Source organism: Neobacillus niacini, assembly GCF_023715785.1.
Lineage (GTDB): Bacteria > Bacillota > Bacilli > Bacillales > Cytobacillaceae > Neobacillus > Neobacillus niacini_E.
The window spans coordinates 211,406-236,873 of sequence record NZ_JAMBOX010000002.1; the positions used below are offsets into that span (position 1 = coordinate 211,406).

General features: G+C 41.9%; 26 protein-coding genes. 21 read left to right on the forward strand and 5 right to left on the reverse strand.

Translation table 11 applies throughout. From position 1 onward, the window contains the following. Nucleotides 1-111: 111 nt before the first annotated feature. The 16 genes from M3234_RS05590 to M3234_RS05665 all read left to right on the forward strand — a co-directional run bounded on the left by M3234_RS05590 (nt 112) and on the right by M3234_RS05665 (nt 15,383). The gene (locus M3234_RS05590; protein WP_262303758.1) at nt 112-1,380 is read left to right on the forward strand and encodes an MFS transporter; all 1,269 of its coding nucleotides are present in this window, start codon (nt 112-114) and stop codon (nt 1,378-1,380) included. A 168-nt stretch (nt 1,381-1,548) separates the two neighbouring features. Continuing rightward, a complete protein-coding gene (locus tag M3234_RS05595; protein WP_262303759.1) occupies nt 1,549-3,171 on the forward strand; it encodes an ATP-binding protein in 1,623 nt (540 codons plus the stop codon). A 149-nt stretch (nt 3,172-3,320) separates the two neighbouring features. Beyond that, entirely contained in the window at nt 3,321-4,166 is an 846-nt protein-coding gene (locus tag M3234_RS05600; protein WP_262303760.1) for a VOC family protein, read from the forward strand. Nucleotides 4,167-4,731: 565 nt separating this feature from the next. Continuing rightward, nucleotides 4,732-5,694, forward strand: coding sequence for a peptide-methionine (R)-S-oxide reductase MsrB (msrB, locus tag M3234_RS05605; RefSeq protein ID WP_262303761.1), 963 nt, complete (start codon nt 4,732-4,734; stop codon nt 5,692-5,694). Nucleotides 5,695-6,000: 306 nt separating this feature from the next. Next, entirely contained in the window at nt 6,001-6,381 is a 381-nt protein-coding gene (locus M3234_RS05610) for a hypothetical protein (RefSeq protein ID WP_262303762.1), read from the forward strand. Between the two features lie 403 nt (nt 6,382-6,784). Beyond that, nucleotides 6,785-7,183, forward strand: coding sequence for a hypothetical protein (locus M3234_RS05615; protein WP_262303763.1), 399 nt, complete (start codon nt 6,785-6,787; stop codon nt 7,181-7,183). After that, complete coding sequence (locus M3234_RS05620; protein ID WP_262303764.1) at nt 7,180-7,872, forward strand: aspartate/glutamate racemase family protein; 693 nt, start codon at nt 7,180-7,182, stop codon at nt 7,870-7,872. Before M3234_RS05615 ends, M3234_RS05620 begins: the two co-directional genes overlap by 4 nt. A 240-nt stretch (nt 7,873-8,112) precedes the next feature. Then, nucleotides 8,113-8,805, forward strand: a complete 693-nt coding sequence (locus tag M3234_RS05625; protein ID WP_262303765.1) for a response regulator transcription factor — start codon at nt 8,113-8,115, stop codon at nt 8,803-8,805. Beyond that, nucleotides 8,783-11,023, forward strand: coding sequence for a sensor histidine kinase (locus M3234_RS05630; RefSeq protein WP_262303766.1), 2,241 nt, complete (start codon nt 8,783-8,785; stop codon nt 11,021-11,023). The genes M3234_RS05625 and M3234_RS05630 overlap by 23 nt, the downstream gene beginning before the upstream one ends. A gap of 29 nt (nt 11,024-11,052) precedes the next feature. Next, nucleotides 11,053-11,565 (forward strand): RNA polymerase sigma factor, encoded by a 513-nt coding sequence (locus M3234_RS05635; RefSeq protein WP_262303767.1) that lies wholly within the window; start codon nt 11,053-11,055, stop codon nt 11,563-11,565. A 188-nt stretch (nt 11,566-11,753) separates the two neighbouring features. Continuing rightward, complete coding sequence (locus M3234_RS05640) at nt 11,754-11,930, forward strand: helix-turn-helix domain-containing protein (protein ID WP_262303768.1); 177 nt, start codon at nt 11,754-11,756, stop codon at nt 11,928-11,930. Then, the gene (locus M3234_RS05645) at nt 11,894-12,061 is read left to right on the forward strand and encodes an IclR family transcriptional regulator C-terminal domain-containing protein (RefSeq protein ID WP_262303769.1); all 168 of its coding nucleotides are present in this window, start codon (nt 11,894-11,896) and stop codon (nt 12,059-12,061) included. The genes M3234_RS05640 and M3234_RS05645 overlap by 37 nt, the downstream gene beginning before the upstream one ends. Before the next feature lie 252 nt (nt 12,062-12,313). Continuing rightward, a complete protein-coding gene (locus tag M3234_RS05650) occupies nt 12,314-13,099 on the forward strand; it encodes a creatininase (RefSeq protein WP_262303770.1) in 786 nt (261 codons plus the stop codon). A 137-nt stretch (nt 13,100-13,236) separates the two neighbouring features. Then, a complete protein-coding gene (locus M3234_RS05655) occupies nt 13,237-14,664 on the forward strand; it encodes a cytosine permease (protein ID WP_262303771.1) in 1,428 nt (475 codons plus the stop codon). Between the two features lie 151 nt (nt 14,665-14,815). Beyond that, on the forward strand, nt 14,816-15,136 hold the full coding sequence (locus tag M3234_RS05660; protein ID WP_262303772.1) for a hypothetical protein: 321 nt from the start codon (nt 14,816-14,818) through the stop codon (nt 15,134-15,136). A 106-nt stretch (nt 15,137-15,242) separates the two neighbouring features. Next, nucleotides 15,243-15,383, forward strand: coding sequence for a hypothetical protein (locus tag M3234_RS05665; protein ID WP_262303773.1), 141 nt, complete (start codon nt 15,243-15,245; stop codon nt 15,381-15,383). A gap of 56 nt (nt 15,384-15,439) precedes the next feature. Here M3234_RS05665 and M3234_RS05670 read toward each other — a convergent pair whose 3' ends face one another. Beyond that, nucleotides 15,440-16,246: a GDSL-type esterase/lipase family protein gene (locus tag M3234_RS05670; protein WP_262303774.1), complete on the reverse strand. Its 807-nt coding sequence runs from the start codon at nt 16,244-16,246 to the stop codon at nt 15,440-15,442. 137 nt (nt 16,247-16,383) lie between these two features. On the opposite strand from M3234_RS05670, the gene M3234_RS05675 reads away from it, so the two are divergent. Next, complete coding sequence (locus tag M3234_RS05675; RefSeq protein ID WP_262303775.1) at nt 16,384-16,935, forward strand: DUF421 domain-containing protein; 552 nt, start codon at nt 16,384-16,386, stop codon at nt 16,933-16,935. 32 nt (nt 16,936-16,967) lie between these two features. On the opposite strand, the gene M3234_RS05680 is transcribed toward M3234_RS05675, so the two are convergent. Then, nucleotides 16,968-17,879: an MBL fold metallo-hydrolase gene (locus M3234_RS05680; protein ID WP_262303776.1), complete on the reverse strand. Its 912-nt coding sequence runs from the start codon at nt 17,877-17,879 to the stop codon at nt 16,968-16,970. A 70-nt stretch (nt 17,880-17,949) separates the two neighbouring features. Here M3234_RS05680 and pepF point away from each other — a divergent pair, with 70 nt between their 5' ends. Beyond that, complete coding sequence (gene pepF / locus M3234_RS05685; RefSeq protein WP_262303777.1) at nt 17,950-19,782, forward strand: oligoendopeptidase F; 1,833 nt, start codon at nt 17,950-17,952, stop codon at nt 19,780-19,782. A gap of 231 nt (nt 19,783-20,013) precedes the next feature. Here the strand turns inward: pepF and M3234_RS05690 are convergent, their stop codons facing one another. The 3 genes from M3234_RS05690 to M3234_RS05700 all read right to left on the reverse strand — a co-directional run bounded on the left by M3234_RS05690 (nt 20,014) and on the right by M3234_RS05700 (nt 22,657). Further along, entirely contained in the window at nt 20,014-20,826 is an 813-nt protein-coding gene (locus M3234_RS05690; RefSeq protein WP_262303778.1) for an EcsC family protein, read from the reverse strand. A 189-nt stretch (nt 20,827-21,015) separates the two neighbouring features. Beyond that, the gene (locus tag M3234_RS05695; protein WP_262303779.1) at nt 21,016-22,224 is read right to left on the reverse strand and encodes an MFS transporter; all 1,209 of its coding nucleotides are present in this window, start codon (nt 22,222-22,224) and stop codon (nt 21,016-21,018) included. A 13-nt stretch (nt 22,225-22,237) separates the two neighbouring features. Next, nucleotides 22,238-22,657, reverse strand: coding sequence for a MarR family winged helix-turn-helix transcriptional regulator (locus M3234_RS05700; protein ID WP_262304121.1), 420 nt, complete (start codon nt 22,655-22,657; stop codon nt 22,238-22,240). Between the two features lie 192 nt (nt 22,658-22,849). On the opposite strand from M3234_RS05700, the gene M3234_RS05705 reads away from it, so the two are divergent. From M3234_RS05705 to yiaA, 3 genes are all read left to right on the forward strand, one after another. Further along, entirely contained in the window at nt 22,850-23,263 is a 414-nt protein-coding gene (locus M3234_RS05705; protein WP_285858279.1) for a MerR family transcriptional regulator, read from the forward strand. 63 nt (nt 23,264-23,326) lie between these two features. Next, nucleotides 23,327-24,637 (forward strand): hemolysin family protein, encoded by a 1,311-nt coding sequence (locus M3234_RS05710; protein WP_262303780.1) that lies wholly within the window; start codon nt 23,327-23,329, stop codon nt 24,635-24,637. Between the two features lie 316 nt (nt 24,638-24,953). After that, nucleotides 24,954-25,424: an inner membrane protein YiaA gene (gene yiaA / locus M3234_RS05715; RefSeq protein ID WP_262303781.1), complete on the forward strand. Its 471-nt coding sequence runs from the start codon at nt 24,954-24,956 to the stop codon at nt 25,422-25,424. Nucleotides 25,425-25,468 lie beyond the last annotated feature (44 nt).

Below are 25,468 nucleotides of genomic sequence, written 5' to 3' on the forward strand. Positions count from 1 at the left end.
TTTTTCGATTGTGTACTCAAATGAAACCGCCTCCAAATAAAAAAATAATCCAGACCAGAAAAAAAGGAGTATAATTGAAAATTAGATTGAAACGAACAGGGGAAGAGATCATTGGAGAAACAAACGAGCAAGTATCGGTGGGTTGTGTTTTCTGCCGTTTTATTTACGTATTTTTTAATCGTCAGTCAACGGACAGCTCCGGGACTGATTACCGATCAATTAATGAAGGATTTCAATATTACTGCTTCAACCATAGGGCTGTTGGCAAGCATTCAATTCCTGGCCTATGCAGGCCTGCAAATACCGATCGGGATTTTGTCAGACCGATATGGACCTAACTTTTTCTTAATTATTGGGACGATCCTCAATGGCGTTGGTACTGTTATCTATAGTTTGGCCCCGCATGAATTCGTGCTGATTTTGGCCAGACTGCTGGTTGGGATAGGGGATGCCGCCATTTGGGTCAATCTGGTGTTAATTTTAAGCAAATGGTTTAGGGCCCAGGAATTTGTCCGACTCCTTGGCTTTGCCGCGATGTCTGGCAGCTTTGGGTTCCTAGTGGCAACAGTTCCGTTTGCCTCCTGGATTTCCTTATCCGGATGGCGGGCCCCATTTTTCATTACCGGAATGATTCTGTGCCTTTCCGGTATAATGCTTTATTTCATCCTTGAAAAAAAATCAAACCAACTGTTTAAAAAAGCAGAAGGAAAGGGTAAGGCAAAAAATACCCACGAAAAAGTGTTGCCATTGCTCCGGAAAGTTTTTTCCAGCCGGCAGGCGTGGGCTGCATTTTTTTGTCACTTCGGCCTGATGGGAACCTATGTGGGCTTTATCGGGTCATGGGCAGTCCCGTACGGAATGAACGTGTATGAAATGTCCCGGTCGGCCGCCAGTCAATTAGTCATGTTTGGCCTTTTTGGCGCTTTGGCTGGTGCGCCGTTAACCAGTTGGATTTCCAGCCGGCTAGGTTCCATTAAGCGGCCATATGTTTTGGCCCATGCCATCGTATTTTTAAGCTGGTCTGTATTTCTATTGTTTGATGCCAAGCCGCCATTCTTTGTTCTTTTAGTGTTATTCTTTATCATTGGGTACGGTAATGGGGCAAGTTCCCTCACATTTGCCGTCGTCCGACAGTCGTTTCCGGTGCAAGAGGTTGGGATTGTTTCGGGCTTCGCGAATACGGGCGGATTTATAAGCGCCGTCCTATTGCCATTTTTTTTCGGAAAAGTCATTGACCATTTCCAACTTGCTTCAAGCAACATCGCATACTACTACGGGCTATTAATCCCTGTCGTCTTCTCAGTCATTGGCCTGGCAGGCGGATTATTGATTCAAGAAAAACAGAAAGAAACGAAACAGGCAGCTCATGCAACAGCTTAGGAAGCAGAGGAAAGCCCTCTGCTTTTTTTAGTAAGCAAAAAAGGCGAAAATTTAATTTTTTGTTTATTTTTTTTATAAAAATTTTTCTTTGACCAGAGTTAACAAAGGAGTTACGGTGCGGGGTGTCGAATTTTTGGAAAATGAGAACTTCTGAAAGGACTACAACCTATGTGGAAACGTCACATTAGAACCTTGCCGCTTTATCGCAAAATCCAATTTTTTTCATTATTCATCACCTTCTGGCTGGTGGTTTCAACTGCGGGGTTCACCTTCATGTTTGAAACAAAGCAAATAACAACCCAGTTGACTGAACGTGCTGAGGGCATTGTTAGGCTTTGGAGTGTAACCATTCCTGTCAACGATGTATTAACAGCAAAGGAATCACGTGATCCAAATAATCCTTCATCAAAGCGGTTAGAACAGTTAGTCGGGTTAATTAATCAAAAAGACACGGAATATATGCAAGGTTATTTAATGAATATTGATAAAAAGGATGATAATGAATTAACCTTTTTAGCTGTCTCATATATATACGATGATATGGGAATTAAGAGTTTCAGTGCATATAAGGCCGGAACGATTTATCTGGATGCATTTGATCGGGCCATCCGTGAAAAAACAACTTCCAGCACCTCTCATTATGATGATCATTATGGCTCCTGGATCACGGCATTTGAGCCTATCCTTGATCAAAATAACAGGGTAATTGCCGTATTGGCTGTCGATGTGGATGCTTCAGTCATTGATACGTATAAGCAAAAAATGGCTTTTCATTTACTGTTGGCACTGGTGATTGTAACTTTGCTGGTCTATTTTATTTTAAACTGGGGCATTAAAAAAGTGCTCGAACCGGTGGAAGAGATTATCTCTGGGATTGATGCAGTGAGTTCAGGAGATTTTCAAGTAAAAGTGAAAATCTCCAACCAACCTGATATAGAACGATTAGGGGAAAGGTTTAACCAGATGACGTCACACCTATCCGTCCTGTTCGAACGGCTATCCGATACATATAAGGAAGTTGGCGCTGGAACGGAACACCCGGTGTATATGAATCGAGTCGAAGCAGCAATCGATGAAATGGAACAAATAATGGAAATGACAAAAATCCAAAAGGAACTGCAGCATGCGGAAAAAATGAATGCGATCGGGCAGCTGGCGGCCTCGGTGGCCCATGAAATACGCAACCCGATGACAGTGGTAAGAGGCTTCCTGCAAATCTTTCTGGCAAAGGATCACTTAAGTGAAACTGAATTATCTTATATCCGATTAATGATAGAAGAGCTAAACCGGGCAGAGAAAATTATTCATGAATACCTATCCCTCGCCAAACCAGACCTGGAACAAGTAGAAAAAGTTAGTGCCGGCGAATTGGCAAAACAGGTGGCGGAATTAATGAACTCCTTCGCCTTAATGTCAAAAAACATTTCATTACAGGCACAAATAGAGGATGAAATTTTAATAAAAGGAAACCGTGGCGAATTAAAACAGGTTGTCATCAATATCGTCAAAAATGGCCTTGAATCCATGCGCGCCGGGGGTGTATTATCCCTTAGCGTCCGCAGAAGCGGCGGTTTTGGTGTCATTGAGGTTGCTGATTCGGGCATCGGCATGTCCCCTGAAGAAGTCGCCAGGTTAGGAACGCCGTTTTATTCGTTGAAGGAAAAAGGAACCGGAATGGGGCTTATGGTTTGTTATCAGATTGTTGAGCGCTGGAAAGGCCATATTGAGGTTCAGAGCGAAAAGGGAATTGGTACAACTTTCAAGGTCCATATCCCGTTGTGGGAAGAGTGAAGCAGAGAGCGATCGGGTCTCTGCTTTTTTTGTGAATTTTTCTCTTTTACTTTACATTTTTTCTGTTTTGAATTAAAATATCTTTAATTCGAGATAATAATTTTCGCCATGTATAGTAATGATAAATAATAAAAAAAGGAATGATTTATATGGAAACGTTCCATCAAGCGCCAAATGTATATGTTGGAGAGGTCAATATTAAGGTTAAAAATCTGGAATACTCGCTCGCATTTTATCAAAATATTATCGGGCTTAAGATATTGGAAAAATCGGAGCGCCAGGCTGTTTTAACGACGGACGGGAAGACACCGCTGATATCGCTCGAACAACCTGTGGACGTAACGTCAAAACCGGAGCGCACGTCAGGCTTATATCATTTTGCGATACTATTGCCGTCACGCGCCGATTTATCGGTATTTTTAAGGCATTTGCTGCAATCGGGCTATCCACTTGGTGCCGCTGACCACTATGTCAGTGAAGCATTATATTTGAATGACCCGGATGGGAACGGTATTGAGGTTTACCGCGACCGCCCTTCAAGTGAGTGGACGTGGAAGGACAACTTGGTTGAGATGGCCACGGAACAACTCGATGCTGAAGGAATATTGGCCGAGAGCAATGCCGAATGGACTGGTCTCCCTGCAGGCACAATCATGGGACATCTGCACCTTCACGTTGGCGATTTGAAAAAAGCGGAGGAGTTTTATACAAAGGGTCTGGGTTTCGAGGTCGTCAGCTACTATCCGCAAGCAGCCTTCCTTTCGACAGGTGGTTACCACCATCATATTGCCATTAATACTTGGCAGGGAGTCGGGGCACCGACACCGCCGAAAAATAGCGTGGGGCTAAATTGGAGTACACTTGTTTTTCCAAATCATGAGGCAAGAGCTGAAGTGATTGATCGCCTTGGGAAAATGGGGGTAAATGTCAGCGCTGAGGGAGATTATTTTGTGACAAGTGACCCATCCGGGAATGAATATAGGTTGATTATATAAAGTTTGGTTGGTGAAGCAGGGGCGCGGGTCTCTGCTTCATTTTTTTTAGGTGTGATGGGGGTATGAGGGAGATGTGGCGAGGTTTGTGGGAGTTTTTTTGGAGGGTGAGCGACTGCGGCGGGTTGTACGACAGTTGGCGGGGGTTATGTGACAGTTGGAAGGGGGGATCCGACAGTTAGAGGATGCTATCCGACAGTGAAATGGTGGTCGACACTGTGGAGAGTGTCAACCGAGAGATAAGATTGCTTATCCGAGAGTAAGCGCAACTTATCCGCAAGTTGGAGAGCGTTATCCGCAAGTAAGCGAGCCTTATCCACAAGTTGGAGAACGTCATCCGCAAGTAAGCGAGTCTTATCCGCAAATTGGAGAACGCCATTGCAAGTAAGGGAGTCTTATCCGCAAGTTGGAGAGCGTTATCCGCAAGTAAGCGAGCGTTATCCGCAAGTTGGCCCCGCCATCTGCAAGTAAGCAAACCTCATCAGCAAAACGGATCCGACATACAGTCAAAAACGGATTTGTCTTACTCGTTATTTTAGCGCTAGAATAGGCATAGGAGTTGATAAAAATGTCTCAACATTATGAACTGGCGACCTTCGCTGGAGGATGCTTCTGGTGCATGGTCTCTCCCTTCGATGAAAAACCCGGGATCAAAGAAGTTATCTCGGGCTACACGGGTGGCCAAACAGAAAATCCAACTTATGAAGAAGTATGCTCTGATGCCACAGGTCATTTCGAAGCGGTGCAAATTAAGTTTGATCCGGTGATTTTTCCCTATGAAAAATTGCTGCGTCTCTTTTGGCAGCAAATCGACCCAACCGACCCGGGCGGCCAATTCAGTGATCGCGGCCTTTCATACCGTACCGCGATTTTTTATCACAATGAAAAACAGAGAGAGTTGGCCGAAGCTTCTAAGGCGGCGCTGGCTGCAAGCGGTCGTTTTGAAAAGCCGATTGTTACGGAAATCCTATCAGTGGGGCCATTTTATCCAGCTGAGGAAAAACATCAAAACTACTATAAAAAAATTCCTTTTCACTATAACCATTATTTTGAGGCTTCGGGCCGGGCGAAATTTATCAGGGAAAATTGGAAGAGGCGCAAAACAGATGAGGAGTTGCGCCAAGAATTAACACCGCTTCAATATGATGTAACCAGGAAAAACGCAACCGAGCCTCCTTTTAAAAATGAATTCTGGGATCATACTGAAGACGGAATCTATGTCGACATTATTTCGGGTGAGCCATTGTTTAGTTCAACCGATAAATATGATGCTGGATGCGGCTGGCCGAGTTTTACCAATCCTATCCGTCGGATGGAATTGGAGGAGCGCTTTGATACCTCGCATGGGATGAGGAGGATTGAAGTCCGAGCGAAAACCTCAGACTCCCATCTTGGCCATGTATTTGATGATGGGCCAGGGCCAGACCGGGCTCGGTATTGCATCAACTCGGCCGCACTGCGGTTTGTACCGAAAGAAAAGCTTGAGGAAGAAGGGTACGGGGAGTTTAAAAAGCTGTTCAATGGTAAATAACCAAGTTAGATGATTTATTTAAATCGTATTTCCTAACCTGAAGACATATTGGCGAACGAAAAGTCAGACCGGTCAAGATTTGGGTAGTAAATCGAGGCTATTGGCGAACGAAAAATCAGACAGTCCTTGGTTTGGGTAGCCAATCAAGTCTAAAGTTCTTCCGAAATTGTCAATTTAAGAAGGTATTGACGCCACAGTCCACAGAGGGCTGTGGCGTTTTATTTTTCATAATAATTTCACTTTTTAGAATAAAACTAAGTGGTAAAATAAGGTAAAGGGGATATTTCATAAAAAGAAGTGTGCTATATGAAAACAAAACTATGGCTTTTCATGGCATTGTTTCCAATCTTATTAATGGGCTGTACGGGAGGATCCTATGTTATAAAAACTGGAGAACTTCATAGTACTTCAGATTCAATCAGTGGGGAATACAGTAAATTTTCTGGGTATTACTTTAAAGAAATCGATTTTTCCGAAGGGGATAACATTAAGTTTTCCTATTTATCCTCAACTAAAGATGGAACACTGTCTGCAAAACTACTGAACTCCTCCGGGGATGTAATGGAAGAATTCACGAAAGACACGACCATAACGATACCAAAACAGGATACGTACAAAATTCAAGTAGACGGCCAAAACCATATAGGCAGTTTTATGATAACTTGGGAGAAAGTAGGTCAAGAATAATACCCATGTTGGAGGGTGTTACAATGAAAGTCCTATTGGAGTTAGCGCGTATCGCTTTTATCTTTGGAATATTAAGCAGCAGTCTCGGTTCGACATAAATTTCTTTTATAAAAAGCGTGGAACGGACACGCATGTTTACGGTTGGTTTGGGTTCGCGGCTGTTTTCATCCTGTTTTTGGTTCTGTATCGAAATAGGTTACAATTCAGCCGTTGGAATCCCGTGAAAGGCAGGGGAAAATTTTCCAATAAAGTAACGAACCTGCTACTATCAGGTTCCCTTTTCTTAATAGTTTTGCCTCCGTTATTAAACTATTTGTTTCATTAGCTAAAAATTTTAATGCCACAGTCCGCGGGCTGTGGTATTTTTAAATTATGAAAAGGAAATTTTTGGAGGGGGAAAGCCTTGCGGATTCTCATTTTCGTTTTTACTATGTTAATTGGATTAGCTGGCTGTGGTCTCGAAACAAAAACGCTGCCCGAGTTCTACGGAGGAAATATTGACAAGGTAACTAAAATAGTGATTCTTGACGGGAGTACAGGATATAAAAAGACGGTCAAAGACAAAAAGGTAATTGATGACTTTTTGAAAGAGATAAAGGACATTAAGTTTATTCCGGAGGCTAATCAAGAAAAACAGGTAGGGTACCGGTACTCGATTACATTTTTTGAAGATGGCAAGAAAACCTTCCAGTTTACCCCCATTGAAATAAATGATGACTATTATTATAGTGAACCCGATATCCATCCGTTTCTGGACAGCTTTTATGAAAAACTAGAGGTGAAAGAGGAGGATTTACGTTGAAAACAATCGGTCTTATTGGCGGCATGAGTTGGGAATCGACGGCAGAATATTATCGGATCATTAATGAAGAAGTGCAAAGAAAACTCGGTGGCCTGCATTCGGCGAAGTGCCTCCTATACAGTGTTGATTTTTCAGAGATTGAACAGATGCAGGCGACAGGTGAGTGGGAACAGGCAGGCCGACTATTGGGAGAAGCCGCCCGTTCATTAGAAAAGGCCGGGGCGGACTTTATCGTGATTTGTACAAATACCATGCATAAGGTCATCAATCTAATAGAAGAAAGAATCAGTATCCCAGTCTTGCATATTTTAGACGCAACCGCCATTCAAATCGAAAAAGCGGGGATTCGCAAAATCGGCCTCCTGGGAACGAAATACACTCTGGAACAAGACTTTTATATTTCAAGGTTAATCGCAAACAACCTCGAGGTCATCGTGCCTGAAGCCAAAGAACGTGAAATGATTAACAAAATCATTTTTGAGGAGTTATGCCTGGGAATAATTGAACCAGCTTCAAAGGACTATTATAAAGGGGTCATCCAAAAACTGGTCGAAGACGGTGCAGAAGGCATCATCCTCGGTTGTACGGAGATTGGATTATTGATTAAACCCCATGAGGTCATAGTCCCGTTGTTTGATACATCAGAAATCCATGCTAAGGAAGCTGTTACCTTTGCTTTAGAAAAATGAAAAGAGTATTTTAGAAGCTGAAAATATACAAAATCTGTATGTTTTCGGCTTCTTTTCGTTTTAATCCGACTTTTTCTTTAATAAAATCATTGGTATTCTAGTAAAAGATAGATTTGCAAATTTCCTCTTAATAGGAATTTAAATAAACCTTAAGAAAATCTTAAGATTTATCGTAAGTTAGTTTTAAGATTTTCTGTTTAGGATAGAGACAGGTAAGGGTAGAAAGAAGGCGGAGGAAAAATGACCAATTATAATGTGCTTGTAGTTGATGATGAAAAGGAAATCCGTGATGCGATTGAAATATATCTAAAAAATGAAGGCATCACCGTTCTGAAAGCACAGGATGGAATCGAAGCGCTGGAGATTTTAAATGAACGGAGTGTTCATCTGATCGTTCTTGATGTAATGATGCCAAGGCTCGACGGAATTTCGGCGACCTTTAAAATTCGTGAAAAACAAAATATCCCGATAATCATTTTAAGTGCAAAAAGTGAAGACACCGACAAGATCCTTGGACTTCAGGTGGGAGCGGATGATTATGTCACCAAACCATTTAACCCAATGGAGCTTGTCGCCCGCGTGAAATCTCAGCTCCGGAGATATGTGTCACTGGGGACCTATGATGGGATTAAAAAAGTGATTGACCTTAACGGGCTTACGCTTGACCAGGCGGCAAAGGAAGTATGCGTTAACGGTGAGCCGGTTAAGCTGACGCCGATTGAATACAAGATTGTCGAGCTATTGATGACCAATGCCGGACGTGTATTTTCCATTGATGAGATTTATGAACGGGTTTGGAAGGAACCCGGTTATAACGCGGAAAATACGGTAGCGGTCCATATTCGGAAAATTCGCGAGAAAATTGAAATTGATCCAAAGAATCCAAGATATTTGAAGGTGGTGTGGGGAATTGGCTACAAGATGGAAAAGTAGTATTGTCCTATATATTTGGGCGTTTTTTCTAACATTTGCGCTTAGCGGTATCTTAACCTTTTTCATGTCAGGCCAACGATACATACATCAGGACTATTTCCACACTCCTGAATTTCAATCAGAGCTTGATCAAATTGCCAGCTATTTGGCCATGTTTGAACTGAACAAGACCACACCGGAAGAGGCGAAAGCAGCGATTACTGTCAGTGCGGAAGAAATTGACGAGCACCGCTATCGCTATGGAGATTTGGATTCGCAAATTTCCAACATTAAAGCGCAATACGAAACTCGGATTCAGGATGCATTAGCGTCCAATAATGAAGAAGTCGCCACTGCCTATATAAAGGAAAGAGACACAAAGATAGATGATATCAGTAAAAATTTCTCAAGTGACGATCATGTTCGGCAAAAGATCCTCAAGGAAAAAGAAGTGAAAATCGATAAGTTTTTTAAGGAACGGAACCAATATCTTGCAGATTTTTCAAGATACAGCAAAACCTTTACCTATTATTATAAAGACCCGAATACAGGGGAGGTCCATACAAATCTATCAGATCCCGACCAAGGAAGCTTGAAGCAAAGTGGCATGCTATATGTGACCGACTTTTCGATTCCGAGAGACTACTTCATCCATTTCGGTTCCGGAGGGTATGAAGATATTTCTGAAGCATTAACGGCAGCAAACAACAACGTGTCGTTTGAAGGACAGCTTGCGATTGCCAAAAACCTTGAAGATTCCAACTTTATTATGAGGGAATACAACAACTATAAACAAAATCAATCCATCATGCTTGTCTATGTCTTGGCAAGTGGAGTCGTTCTATTATTGTGCCTATTTTTTTCAAGAAGAATGGCCGGAGTGAATGCGGCTTTGGGGAAATGGCGGCCTTATTACAACAAGCTTCCAATTGACATCAGGGCGGCACTGTTCGCGGTAGTGGCGATCATTGCTGTCATTACAATGGCTGTCATGAGTGACAGTATTTCATATCTCCCGCTAAACCCTTATCTTTCTAATGTAGTGGAAATTGTCTTCACTCTGGCCATCGCTGCTTTATTGGTCATGATTGCGAATATTCAGTTGAAATTTTTGATGATTGATCTCAAGGATTGGCCTAATCTGAAAATCCAATGGGAAAAGAGTCTGATGAAAAAGTCCTGGAAACTGACAAAGCAATTTTTCATTTCTGTGAAAGAAAGTCTAGTTGAAGCGTTTCTTGTTCAGAGTATCGGTGTACAGGTGTTCATTCTGTTGGCGGCTGTATTTTTTATAGGAATGGCGTCTTTCATGACTGCAATAAATCCGATATTTATCCTATTTTATCTAGTGTTGCTGGCGGCAGCCGGCGTCCCGCTTGGCATGTTCCTGCTCAAAAAAATCGGTTATTTTAACCGAATTGTGAAAAAAACAAACGAACTGGCTGAGGGGAAACTGGGGGAAGATCTGCCTGTCAAAGGGAAATCGGTGTTTGCCACGCTTGCTGGCAACATCAATGTTTTGAAACAGGGAGTAAAGCAATCCCAGTCGGAGCAAGCCAAGAGTGAACGACTGAAAACAGAGCTGATCTCCAACGTCAGCCATGATTTAAGAACGCCACTGACATCCATTATTACGTATACGCAGCTGTTGAAGGAGAGCGGCTTATCGGAGGACGAACGGAAAGCGTATCTTGAAATTATTGACAGAAAATCAAAGCGGTTAAAGGCATTAATCGATGATTTATTTGAAGTATCAAAAATGGCCACTGGCAACATCGAACTTGTCAAGGAGCGAGTCGATCTCAACCAGCTGTTGGAGCAGGCGCTTGCCGAATATGACGAAACGATTCAGGCGTCGAGCCTGCAATTTCGGGTGACGAAAGCAGCCGATCCCGTTTATGCCATGGTGGACGGACAAAAGATCTGGCGCGTGTTTGATAACTTAATCGGCAATATCTTGAAATATTCATTAGAAAATTCACGGGTTTATATTTCGATTGTAACCCAAGAGAATCAAGCGGTCCTTACATTTAAAAACGTTTCAAAATATGAGCTAAGCGACAATGCCGACGAACTGTATGAACGGTTCAAGCGCGGCGATACGTCACGCCATACGGATGGATCTGGCCTCGGACTTGCGATTGTCAAATCCATTATCGACCTTCATGAAGGCAAAATGGACATCGAGGCGGATGGGGACTTGTTTAAAGTGACGATTACGTTATGGATGGAGAGCTAAGGGTTAGAAAAAGAGAGGGGATTGGCAAGATGGTAGTGGATTTCTCAGAGATTTATTCTCTGTTTTATAAACGGCTGTACCTGAACGCATATTCAATTACTAGGGATCGATATTATGCGGAGGATATTGTCCAAGAGACGTTTATTAAGGCAATGAACAAACTGGATACCATTGAAGATGTGCGAAAAATGGGGGCTTGGTTATCGGTAATAGCCACCCGGACGGCGATTGATTTTATCCGCAGGGAAAAGAAACGGAAAGGTGTCCTGATGGACCAGGAAACGCTGGAGTTCATCGGCAAAGAAATGAACCAAAATGTGCTCCAAGAGGTCGAGGCATCCTGTTTGTTTGACCAAATTAAAACGGCCGCTGGCAAACTGTCCCGCGAACAGCAGGGGCTGTTGACACTAAAGGTGTTGAAGGGGCTGAAGGAAGAGGAAATCGCCCATTTATTGCAACTCAACCCATGCACCGTAAAGACCAAGATTTATCGGGCAAGGAAAAAACTAAAAACGCTTGTGTTTGAGACGAAAATTGCATGACATTTCGAAAGAAGCTGCCTTTGGCAGCTTTTTTTGTACTTTTGCTACTGTAGATAATTTTAACATCTTACTAAAAATGTAAATTTATTTCAATTTAAAAATTTTTGTTGCTATAATAAAAATGGTAAATAATTGAAATTAATCCTGATACTACTATATACATATTATAGAAGATAGAGGGAATCTATATGATACAATCAATTCATCGAGCCTTGACCATTATTGACTATCTTAGTAAAAAGAAAAGTGTTTTAGGAGTAACAGAATTAGCTGAAAAGCTGGGGCTTAATAAAAGTTCGATTTCGGATATTAACCACACTAGTCTCGCATGGCGTCCCCAATCTTTAACCATCTTGGAGAAGTGAAGGGTGCAGTTAGTATTTCTGGTCCAACCATACGAATGACAGAAACAAGATTAGAAGAGTTAAGGATAAAAGGTAATGCTATTGTTATGAAAAGGCATGATAATCATACATGTCTTTTTTTGTCAAAATAATTGGTTGAAGATTCAGAAAATATAATTGAATTCAAACTTACTAGATGGTATTATTTCCTTATTAAAAATTTTTCCAGAACACAGTTTCATAATAAGCAACAATGATTAACCGAATAGAATATCACATTTTTTTAGAAATGTAGGAAAGGTAGCGGAATAGAAAGGAAGTGTTGCTTAGAAAATTGATATGTTCATACCGATTCATATTAAAAAATGTAAATTATCAAATATAAAAAAAAGGGAGTGCTAGCAATGAACAAAAGATTAATGTCTAAAATGACTTGGATGGAGGTAAGAGATGCCGTAGAAAAAGGAGTCGGAGTCATTCTGCCCATCGGCGCAACGGAACAGCATGGACCCCATATGCCCCTATGTACGGATGCACTTCTTTCAGAGAGAATGGCCCTTGACGTTGCAAAGGAAACAGATTTATTGGTAGCACCTACTGTGTGTTATGGATTTCGCTCGCGTCCTTGTACAGGTGGTGGCCAGACCTTCCCAGGAACAATTTCTGTAAGGGGCTCAACCTTGACCGCGATCATTACGGATGTTGTGCATGAATTTATCAGGACGGGCTTCAGGAAAATCGTCCTATTTAATTGGCATTTTGAGAATTCAAATTTTATTTATGATGCTGCGTACAATGTTTACGAAGATACAAAGCGAGATTATCCCGATTTAAAGTTGCTTATTATCGAAACACCCTTTAGTGATTTAAAGCCTGAAACAATGGAGTATGTGTTTGAGGGACAATTCCCAGGTTGGGGGATTGAGCATGCTTCTATTTTTGAAACATCTGTGATGATGTATGTTGCCCCTGAGTTAGTGGATTTTTCGAAGGCGATAGACGATCAAGCGGAATACTATCCATTTTACGACATGCTGCCGATTCCAAAGAGAATTACAGCAGAGAGCGGCATCCTGTGGAAAGCAACCTTAGCAACGAAGGAAAAGGGCGAAGTGGTTTGGAAGGAAATTAGTAAGACCTTGATTGATTCTGTAAATATGGAATTTAAAAGGTGGGAAAAGGAGAACTAGACAGGTCCTATTTATGCTGAATAGCATACAGGTGAAAGACCTGAAAGTTGGTGTCGCAATACTAGCCGACAGTAAGGAATTCACTGGAGGCAAGGGTTATAATTGTTGGTTTTCGATAAATTTCGAGGGGGAAAATAATGATCAATTTTCAGCCAAAACCAGAACATGATCTTTATAGCGAATCGTTGGCTCCAGTAGATTTTTCTAAAAGAACAATTAGTCCATTTGGTCTTGGTATTATTTGGTTTGGTATTGCAGTGCAGGTAACAAGCTTTGTCGTTATGACACCTTTGGTACAGTATTATACGGTAGGAGAACTTGTCTGGATAAATCTGATTGGTCAGCTGCTAGTGTGTTTAGCATGTTTTGTCACACAGGAAATTGGGCTGAAATATGGAGTTTCTTTCGCCACGACGATAACGTCGGTGGTAGGACCGCTTGGCGGAAAGATTGTTGGGCTTGTGCGAGCGTTGCCTGCCATTATATTTGTGGGATTAAACGGTTTTATGGGGGCAACTGCCGTAAACATGTTTATGGATTCTGTGTTTGGATTTAGTAATATGGTAGTTGCCATCATTATTAACGCAGCACTTCTAATATTGGTAACAATTACTGGTGCCAAAGGAATTGAGCGATTTACTTCATTTGCCGCACCGTTGATGATCATCATTGGTGGTATTATGTTCTATAAGTTGATGAATACCCATGGTGTTACCATTATAGACATTTGGGACCTTGGCCAGACAGGTGAAAGTAAAAACTGGCTTTATGGTTTTGGTGTTTGTTTAGGTGGTTATGCAGCTGTTGCCATGGGATTTAACGATTTCACCAAGGATGCCAAGGTGAAAAATGGCGACATGAAAAAAGCTGCAAGAAATCATTTGATTTCATACAGTTTATTGTCTGCGCCTGCATTTATGTTTTTTACGATGATTGGTATAATAGCAGTTGTTTTAGTACCCGGCATGACTGGTGCGGAAGTGCTCCCGTATCTTACAGATTTAGTAGCCGGTGGGAATAATTTTATCATCGCCATATTGGCCATTTTTGTATTCGTCGCACAATTATCAACAAATACTGCCGCAAATCTTTTCCCTTCCGTGTATGTCATATGTGCACTTGCCCCTAAGAAGCTTAATTTCAAGGTAGCCACTGTCATTGTGGGCGTGCTTGCGTTTGTTTTACAGCCTTGGAATTTTGGCCCAATATTAGACGTGTTTCTAGCTGTGTTTGGTGCAGCAGGCGGTCCGGCATTAGGAATCATCGCCGTAGATTACTACTACTTCAGAAAGCGAAAATTAAGTCTTGGTGATTTATTTAACAGCAAAGGGAAATATTCCTACTGGCATGGAATTAACCTGGTAGCCATGTCTTGCTATCTATTAGGTATTGTAATCGGCCTGCTGTTCCTTGATTATAATTACTTTGTTTCCTTAGCGGCAACATCTGTTCTTTATATAGTTGCAGGCAATCTGTTTGGGAAGAAGTTCCCGGTAATGGTTACTGAAACGGCCGAGAATATTACCGATTTTACAATCAATGAGGATCCTAAGGTAACTATGTAGTTAATATATTATGAATATTCGGAATTATAAGTTGAATGTGATGTATTGTATGAAAAGAGAAAGAAAGGCATTTAATGCGGAAAAAGAGCTTCTATTTAAGCCCTACTGGTTATTTTTCTTGCATAATAGCTAGAACAAGGGAGTTGAGACATTGGATATTTTAGTAGAAAATAAATGGATCATCTTAGTTACCCTTGAGGTGCTAGCATGGGCGTCAATCTTTTTCCTTCTTTATGCTCGGTACAGATTAAAATCAGACACCTGGTTTAAGGTTGCTACGGTTTTGACTGTCATTACAGGTGTGATTCCACAAGTGTTAATGGGGATCGTCAATTTCATTTTCGCAAAAAAAGTGGATCTATTTACGGTGATCATTTTGGTGCTGATAATATACGGATTTACTATTGGAAAAAAACATATAAAAAAGCTGGATACTTGGGCACAGAATAAATTTACCAGGCAGGAAAATTAATACTTAACTCTTTAAGGTGATAGGCATAAAAAACGATATGGACATTCCGGATTTATTTTTTAATTATAAGCAAAATAAGAGGGCGAAACAGAAAGGAGGTTAAATAATGTCAAAGAAAAAGTTAACGCCCTCACCGGATGTAGACCAAAAGAAATTATTGGATGATAAGGTGAAGAAAGCCCGGGCCAACAACTTTGAAGATGACCATGTGCGCCGAGTCACTCCGAATGGAGCAGATGGGCAATAGCAATTGGTGCCAATCGTCTTCAATAAAAAAACGAAGGGGAAGCTCTCCTTCGTTTTTTACGTTTTCCGGTATTGGTGCCTTAACTGGTAAATCATTTGCTCAGAAATGGCCGCGTACCCTTTTGGGCTCGGATGAATCCTGTCTGTAGAAAGGTTATCAAGATTATCTCTATTAATCACCTTGGTTGTTTCGACCACAATGCTTGAGGCGAGTTGGTTGGCAGTTTCGTAGATTATAAGATTCCATTTCGGCAGCAGCTGATCAGCAAGGGTGTACAGGCTGTCAGTCGGTGGAATTGGGTTATACTGTTCGAGAAGCACAATAGTAGCGCCAGGATTGATCCTATTTATTTTTGCCGATATGTCGGTTAAATTTTTTGAAAAATGGTCCTGTAGTTGATGAAAAGATTGGATCACCGTTGTCAGGTCCCGTTTGTCCGCCGCATGGAGAATATCATTTCCGCCAATATTGATCGTAATGATGTCAGCGTGCCGAATGGCTTCATCAAACTTTCCCGCTTGAACGAGTTCGTTTAATTCTCCGCTGGTTAGACCGTTTATTCCCTCATTTTGAATGTAGATCGGTTTATTAATTTGCTGTCCCAATTTTTCCGAGAATTGCGTGACTAAGTTTTCATTTTGCCCCGCGCCAAAACCGCGAATCACTGAATCCCCTAGCGCCAAATGGTTGATTTGTGCCGCCTTCGTATCTCGAAAGAAATCGATATAGGAGACTTTTGCAGATGCGGATTGAACTGTTTGTTTTTTCAGTTTATGGATTTGATAGTACGGATAATAGAACCATGAAGCCATTCCAAGGCCAATGACTGCCACTGATACAATCAAATACTTCAACACTTTCATTCTATCACCTCTTAATTTTCCTATTATAACAGGGAAAAATAGCAGTGGTAATTAGGAGGTTATTTCCAATTTATGCGTTTAATCGGGCTGCCAATGGTTAAAAATAAGGTAAAAATTAGGTTTGGCGTGTGGTTAATTTGAACTTTATTGTTGAAGCCTTCATTCTTTTGATTACAAGCGTGGTACTACTTCGATTTACCGGGAAAAAATCAGTTGCCAAGATGACTAATTTGGAAACGGTAATTATTTTAGCAATTGGGACGACTATGGGGCATGCCATAAAGGAACATAAGTTTTGGCAGGTCATTCTCATTTTGATCTTTTTTGGTTTGTTTTTGGTGATTTTTCAAAAAATCCAAATGAAATCCAGCAAGATTGAACGGTATATGACTGGCGAAGCAACTTTGGTGATTAATAATGGAAAATTTATAATGGAAAACTTGAGAAAGCTCAGAATGTCGGAAGGTCAGCTGGAAATGCGCCTAAGGCAGAAAGGAATTTCGTATGTTTCTGATGTCAAAATTGGAACCATTGAATTGGATGGCGAATTCGGGTACGAACTGATGCCTCATGCAAAACCGATCACGCAGGAGCAGCTGTTGCAGATTTTGGGTAAACAAGAGAGCGAAGGTCGAACCGAGGCAAAAGGGGAGAATATCTTTGAACAGGTCGTTAAAAATAATAAATAAGGGCGTCTAAGAGTCTTGACGCCCTAAATTTTTTATATAACAGTTTCGCCTATCATGAGAACCTTTAGCTGTCCCTGTGGAAGGCTCAGTCTATTCCATTCCCTGGTTAGCCGCTCGAGTGCTTCCGGCCCGGTATCATCCGCCAACCGGTACGCCCCGTAATGCATCGGCACAAACATCTTACCGCCAAGCTCTAGGAAAGCTTTAATACTATCCTCCGGGTTAATATGCGAATCCTTCATAAACCACTCTGGCTCATAAGCCCCAATCGGCATAAACACGGTGCCAATAGTAAACCTACGGCCAATCTCCTTAAACCCGGAAAAATAACCGGTGTCGCCGACAAAATACATCGTTTCACTGTGACCTTCAAAAATGAACCCACCCCAGTGGGAGGTATTCATATCAGTCATCGTCCGGCGCGTCCAATGCTGTGCCGGTACAAAATGGACTTTAATTCCTTCATAATCAATGCTGTCCCACCAATTCATTTCGATTACCTTTTTATAGCCTTTTTTTACAAAAAGCGATTTTAAGCCGGCAGGAACGAAATACTGCGGATTGCCCTTTACCTTTTTCAAGGTTGGGAAGTCCAGATGGTCATAGTGGCCATGAGAGATCACGACCACATCCATTTCAGGCAGTTCCTCCAAGGCCAGACCTGGCGTCGTTAACCGCTTTTGGAAGCCCATCCGCTGTGCCCAGACCGGGTCCGTTAAAATATTTAGCCCGCTCAATTGAATGAAAAATGTGGAGTGGCCAATCCACGTATACGAGGTGCGGCTGCGGTTTTCTCGGATTTCTTCCACCCGTTTAATCGGTGATTGTGGAATTTGAACCGATAAATCCTTCACCTTACTCCGTCTTTCCTTGTTCCACTTCAGCATATCCTTAAATGATTTAGCATTTGACACATTGTCCAAATTCGCATACCGTTTGCGCATAGTTTCACCTAATATTCTTTTAAAAAAATTATAACAACAATCAGGGAAAGCATCAAAATTTATTAACATAATGGTAAAATTAAGGGACATTCAACTAAAGGGGGATGCAAAATTGACAGTCACTTACAAATCCAGGGCTTATGTGCCTGAGAAAGAAAAATGGAATTTCGCTGACATCTATCCATCCATTGAAAAGTGGGAAGAGGATTATCAATCTATTCAATCGATGACGGAAAAATTAAAACAATATGACGGGGCAATTAACGACGGAGCGTCCCTTTATCAATTTTTAGCAGAAAAAGAAGAGGTGTCGAGTAAATTTAATCTTGTCTATGTTTACGGGATGCTGCAAACCGATGTAGACACACGCGATACCGCGGCGCAATCGCTCGTGGACAGGGCTAAGCAGCTGGCCGTGAAACTGAATGCCGCGACATCATTTTTCATGCCATTCCTATTAAGCCTTGATGAGGACACCTTGAAGGCGTATATTCGCGAGGAACCGCGCCTTGACTATTTTGAAAAAGACATATTTGAGTCATTCCGTTATAAGACTCATGTATTGAGCAAGGAAAAAGAAGAAATCCTGTCCAATTTGGGGGAGGCGCTCTCGGCGCCAAGCAACACCTATAGTATGTTAAATAACGCCGACATTAAGTTCGGTGAGGTAACAGGGGAGGATGGCGAGAAGATTGAATTAACCCGGGGCATGTATTCCAAGCTTATTGAGGACGAGGACCGGTCCAAACGGAGGGAAGCCTACAAAGCCTATTACAAGCCTTACTTGCAGTTGAAAAATTCGATCGCTTCCACGCTGGCAGCGAGTATTAAAACGAACACAACCCTTGCCAGGCTGCGAAACTATCCTTCGGCATTGGAGAAGGGCTTGTTCGGAGATATGGTTCCAAAGGAAGTCTATGAAAATTTGATTGCTGCGACAAAAGCAAATATTGCCCCAATCCACCGATATGCGGCGATTCGGAAGCAAAAGCTGGGAGTCGATGAGCTGCGCCAATATGATCTGAATGCACCTCTGGTTGATGGGGTCAAACTGGAAATTTCCTATGACGAGGCGTATGAAACGATTCTGGAGGCGTTGGCACCGCTTGGTGAAGAGTATGTGAATACCCTTAAATCGTTCAAGGATTTGCGTTATATTGATGTTCGCGAAACACCCGGGAAGAGGTCCGGCGCTTATAACCTGGGATTGTATGGCGTTCATCCGTTCGTGCTGCTGAACCAGCATGACGACCTGGACAGCATGTTCACCATGATTCACGAGTTTGGCCATGCGATGCATTCTAATTATTCAAGTAAGCACCAGCCGAGGATTTCCGCCGGCTACAGCATCTTTGTCGCCGAGGTCGCCTCAACCGTGAATGAGGTGTTATTGATTAACTATTTATTGAAAAAAGAAACCGACACGGAGATTCGTAAATATTTACTTAACCATTTTATCGACCAATTCAGGGGCACCTTTTTCACCCAGGTGATGTTTGCCGAGTTTGAAAAAATCACCCACGAACTGGCGGAAAGCGGCCAGCCATTAAACGCGGATGTGTTCAGCAAAACGTATGAAACCCTGTTTCGGGAGTACAACGGGGACGAGATCGTGTTTGATGACGAGGTCAAATACGGATGGGCCAGAATCCCGCATTTCTACCGGCCATTCTATGTATACAAATATGCGACCGGCTTCGCGGCTGCGATTCATATAGGGGAAAAGCTATTTGCTGGGGATGCCCAGACTTTGAAGGCATATTTAGAGTTCTTGAAAAGCGGCAGCTCCGACTACCCGCTTGAATTGTTAAAGAAAACAGGAGTGGATTTGACCGAGTCTGAGCCAATAGATAACGCTTTGAAGCGGTTTGGATCGTTGATTGAGGAATTTGCGGGGGTATAACTGCAAGGTTACGGGTCATGAGAACAATTTCACTTTTTGGATTCCAGAAAAACCTAACTCAAAGACAATTTGCACTCAAATCCAGGTAGTTTTGTCTTTAAGAAGGCCTATCAAGGACAAAATGCCCCTTTTTGAAAGCCGTTTTGTGTTTGATGTTACAAAAAAATCCAAAACAACTCTCAACTAAGAGACATTCCCGAGGACTCCTAAAATCCTCGGGAATGTTTCTTTTTACATTGAAGCCGTCCGCTGTTCCTCCAGCCGCTCCAATATTCTTCTTTTTCGATAAAGCATCATCCCGGTCTCGGCCACATCGCCGATCGATGAACGATTGACGAAAGCCCCGAAAATGATACCGGCAATCGGGACCATTTGCAAAAGCTTTTTCCACCCAAAACTATCACGGTAGGTCATCACGACCTCGCGCCAGCCTTGCAATTGCGAAATCACCCGCTTGTTTTCTGTGCCTTGGTCATAGGCGGCCAGTTCCTCCAAAATCGCCTTTTTCCCGACAATATCTGAAGAGGTAAATTGCAGGCATTTTACGATGAAAATCCGTTCCGCCTTATCCTTTGGGTCAAAGCCATAGCACAGGGCAATTTCTTGCAATGTCTTCAGGGAAATTCCGAGTAACAGCGGGATATCGATGGCAAGAGTGAAGATACCGCCAATTCCAGTGGTCGCCCCTTGAACGGTAGCCATTTTCGTACGGGAGTTTTTTAGCTGGTCGGCCACTTCATCCATTTTGCTTAATGGCAGCTGCCGGAGATCCTCCAGTTGCGAATCGCTCAAATCAAACTTCTTATAAATGCTTTCTTCATTAATTAAATATCGCCCGCCAGTCTGGACGTAGCTCCCCAATTCATCAATCGCAACCCCAATCTTCTCTTGAATGAACTTGGGGGTCACTTTATCGAGCAGCACGAATGGGAGCCGGCCAATTTTTTCCCAGAACCATAATCCCTTTTGGTCCTTTTCCCAGGCTTCAATTTTTTGTAATTCATCTTTTAAAAATTCCACTGATTCCAATTTATTCAACTCCATTTTTCGTAGTCCACCTTAAATATACGAGCAATAATAATACTAGTTTCAACTTTACGGGAGAAATTATGTTGGAAATGGAATATTTACCCAGACATATGATTTGTTAGTTTAAAAAGAAAAGGAACCCATAATGGGTTAATCCATCTGAAAATAAAAAAAGACTATCAGGAATTTGATAGTCTTCTGAAATTAAATAGAGCTTGATGTATGAACCTGCACAACGTCCTTGCGTTCTTTTTTTCCATGAAGGAAATAATAAAGAATCAGAGCTAACACACCCACAATGCTCATGATGATGTATAAGCTGCTGTAGCCCGTCAGCGGGATGAGGAAACCGAGAAGGTATGGACCGAAGCCGAGACCGGCATCCAAAAAGATGTAATAAGTGGATGTCGCCAGACCCATGCGGTGGGGCTCAGTCCGTTTTACAGCAACAGCCTGAGAAACAGACTGCATATTGCCGAAGCCAAGACCAATGAGCGCACCAGCGAGTAACATGGCCCAGCCTGAATGTGCCAAACCTAACATCAGCATGCCTCCGCCTAAAATAAAAAACGCCGGATACATAATGATGTTCGCTCCCTTAATATCCATCAGCCTGCCAGTTACAGGCCGGGAAATCAACACGGCCAGCGCGTAGACAACAAAGAAAAAGCTTGCGGCGTCAACTTGGTCGATTTCAATGGCATAAAAATTAATAAACGAAAGCACACTTGAATAACAGAAGGACACAATTAAAAGAACGAAAGAGATCGGCAGTGCCTTCGGTTCCACATAATTCGAAAGCTTGAAGCCCTTTGTTTCTGCTGTCTGTGCCGGATTGGATAATTCCTGTGTTTTAACAACAAAAGTGATAAGTAAACAAATCACACATAAAACAAAACAAAAGCCAAAGATCATTTCAAAGGTAGTATGCTGGCTCATCAATATTCCGATAAACGGACCGATGGCCGTGGCAAGGGTGGCGCTCATGCTATAGTACCCGATGCCTTCACCTCTTCTTCTTGCAGGAATGACTTGGGCAACAATTGTGCCTGCTGCTGTACTCGCCACCCCAAGAGTCACACCATGAATAAAGCGGTTGATCAGTAAAAAGGTAATTCCAAGATGGACAAAATACAACAACGTGGTAATCGTAAATAGGATCAATCCAATAACCAATGTCCGTTTTTGGCCGAATGTCCCAATTTTGCTGCCGATGTAAAGCCGTCCGATTAACGTTCCGATAATAAAAATCCCGGTCACCAGTCCAGCTTGGCTCGTTGAAGCATGATATTCATTAACGGCATAAACGGCCATTGTTACCACTAACAAATAGAAAATCAGTGTTAAGAAAAAATTGACGGAGGAAACTATAATAAAATCCTTCGTCCAAAGTTTAGGTCTTGTTTGATCCAACCTGTTCATCCCCTTATTTCATTATGTTGTTCCGAATCTCTTCCATAATTCGGATTGCGTCTAGCTGTTCATGTTCTGTGATTCCTTTTAAAATTTCTGCTTCAAATTCGTCAATCGGCACGCGGGTTTCGACGTAAACCTTCTTTCCAAGCTGTGTTAGCATGATTCGCTTTTCCCGTTTGTCCTTGCTCGGAACCTGCTCAATATAGGCGAGTTCTTCCAGACGGTTCACCGTCCTGGTCACAGTCGGTTTTTCGACCCCTTGATAATGAGCAAGCTCAACTAGCGTTGCCGAGCCAAAATGGTATAAGTAGTACAAAATTGTCCATTGCGCCCTCTGCATGCCATGTTCACTAAGAAGCACATTCAGCTTATTTTCAAAAGGGCGGTAGAGCATCATAAAATGATGAAAGAATTTTTGCGAAGATTTAATGATAAACACCTCTTCAAGGAAAATAGTTACCTAGGGTAACAGTTATCGAAGGTAACTAATATAATATATCAGATATGTCACCAAAATGTCCATAGTCAGGTGCGCCTTTTTTTAAAAACCGGCACGTTGACTGTACAGTTATTTGTGTGATATAGTTATTTGTATGTAGAAAGGGGTGAGTAAGTTGGGAAGTTGTATCGAATTGGCGAGTTAGCTAAATATATGAATCTATCAAAACGAACCATAGATTACTATACCCAAATAGGCTTACTGAACCCTGTGAGGGCGGACTCGAATTATCGAATGTATAGTGAAGAATGCATTCAGACTTTGGAATTGGTGGAACACTATAAAAACTTGAATATGCCCCTTGAAGAAATCAAGGATGCCATCGAAATGATGAGGGCTGATTATGTCATCGATCAAGAGAAAGTTAAAAAGCATGTCGAACAGATTGCTGGCATAATGGAGCATCTGGAAGAAGAGATTAAACTGATCGAACCTTTTCTGCAAAAGTTATCCGGCAGTGAAAAAGAACAGGTTGTCAGCAAATTATCGCCTCAGGGGATTACGTTGGCGAAATCATTACTTTTACTATTAAACTAGTTAACAATTTTTTAAAACAACAGGAGGTGTATTCCTGCTTGACTTGGCTTGAGCAGGAGACCATTGATCGCTATAAACTTAATCGTAATTGCAATTTTAATTGCTTTTACAGCTTTTTTCGTAGCATACGAATTTGCAATTGTAAAAATCCGCAGTACCCGAATTGACCAGCTCGTAAGTGAGGGCAATAAGAATGCCCTTGCCGCGAAAAAAATCATCACTAACTTGGATGAATTTTTATCAGCCTGTCAGTTGGGGATTACCGTGACAGCGTTGGGACTAGGTTGGTTGGGCGAACCAACAGTTGATAAAATGCTTCACCCGCTGCTTGCTTATTTACATCTGCCAGAATCGGTTACGAATATCGCTTCTTTCGCCATCGCGTTTTCAGTTGTAACCTTTCTCCATGTGGTAGTGGGTGAATTAGCTCCGAAAACGGTTGCGATCCAAAAAGCAGAAACGGTCACGCTTGTGTTTGCTAGACCGATGATTATTTTTTACAAGTTAGCTTATCCCATAATCAAAGCGTTAAACGGTACAGCCCGCTTCATTGTCGGGATTTTCGGCTTAAAGCCTGCATCTGAACATGAAACAGCTCACTCGGAAGAAGAGCTGCAATTGATCATTTCAGAAAGCTATAAGAGCGGGGAAATCAATCAATCGGAATATAAGTACGTGAACAATATTTTCGAATTTGACGATCGTGTGGCCAAAGAGATTATGGTGCCGCGAACTGAAATCGTTGCCTTTGACAAATCGCAAACATTAGAAGAATGTATGGATATTGTCAAGGCAGAAAACTATACCCGTTACCCGGTTATAGACGGGGAAAAGGATAATATTCTCGGCATGGTTAACATGAAAGAAGTGTTGACAGATTACATCTCCGGCAAGAATTTGGAGAAGACGATGGAAGAATATGTCCGCCCAGTGATTCAGGTGTTTGAATCGATTGCCATTCACGATTTGCTTGTGAAAATGCAGAAGGAACGGATTCATATGGCCATCTTGATGGATGAGTACGGCGGAACAGCCGGTCTTGTAACGGTAGAAGACATCCTTGAGGAGATTGTCGGTGACATTCGCGACGAATTCGACGCCGACGAAGTACCAGAAATCAACAAAATCAATGACCATAAGACAATTGTCGACGGTAAAGTCCTGATTGAGGAAGTCAATGACCTATTTGGTTTGGACCTCGATGATTCGGAAATGGACACCATCGGCGGCTGGATTCTCTCTCAAAAAATGGACGTCGCTGCTGGCGATAAAATTCAATACGGTGACTATGAATTTACCATTCTAGAGGTTGACGGCTATCATATTATCTCATTGGAAATTGTAAAAATAATCACACATGCAACCTCTGCTTAAAATGAATAAGGATTCCTTTCTTGGTGTCTCAGGCACCGTGAAGGGAGTCCTTTTTATTTTGTTTTGCTGTGGGGCAGCAGATGATATTCTGCCCATAGGAGGGTCGAAAGGGTGTCATCGGTAAAAAAGAAGGTGTTATTCTTCCCGTTGGAGAGGTCAGAGGAGTGTCAATGGTAACAAAAGAAGGGGTTATTCTTCCAGTTATGAAAATTCTTGTTTTTTGTTTTAAGAAAATTCTATATAATGGATGAAGATGTGGCAATTTTGTCTATACCACTTGGTCCAATTATAAAGATATAGAGACGGGGGAAAAGTTATGTCGAATGAAAATGATATTTTGATGGAAAAAGGAAAACAAAACGAACCCAAAATAAAAGTTGTAAGGAAAGAGGGAGAGCCGACTGCAGCTTTTAAAGGGGCATCTTGGGCGGCATTGTTGGTGGGAGTTGCGGCCTATCTCATCGGTTTGTTTAACGCAACGATGGAACTGAACGAAAAAGGCTATTACTTTGCCGTTTTAATCTTCGGCCTATATTCATCGGTGTCTCTACAAAAAGCAGTAAGAGATAAAGATGAAGGAATCCCAGTTACCAGTATTTATTATGGGATCAGTTGGGTAGCACTTATTGTATCTGTTTCCTTAATGGGCATTGGTCTTTACAATGCAGGAAGTATTGTTTTGAGCGAAAAGGGATTTTATGGGATGTCATTTGTCCTTAGTATCTTTGCAGCGATCACCGTTCAAAAGAATATCAGAGATACACAGAGGGCTAGGGAAAGAGATTAGTGAACCAATGAGAAAAAAGATATTAGTCCTTGTAAAAAAACAAC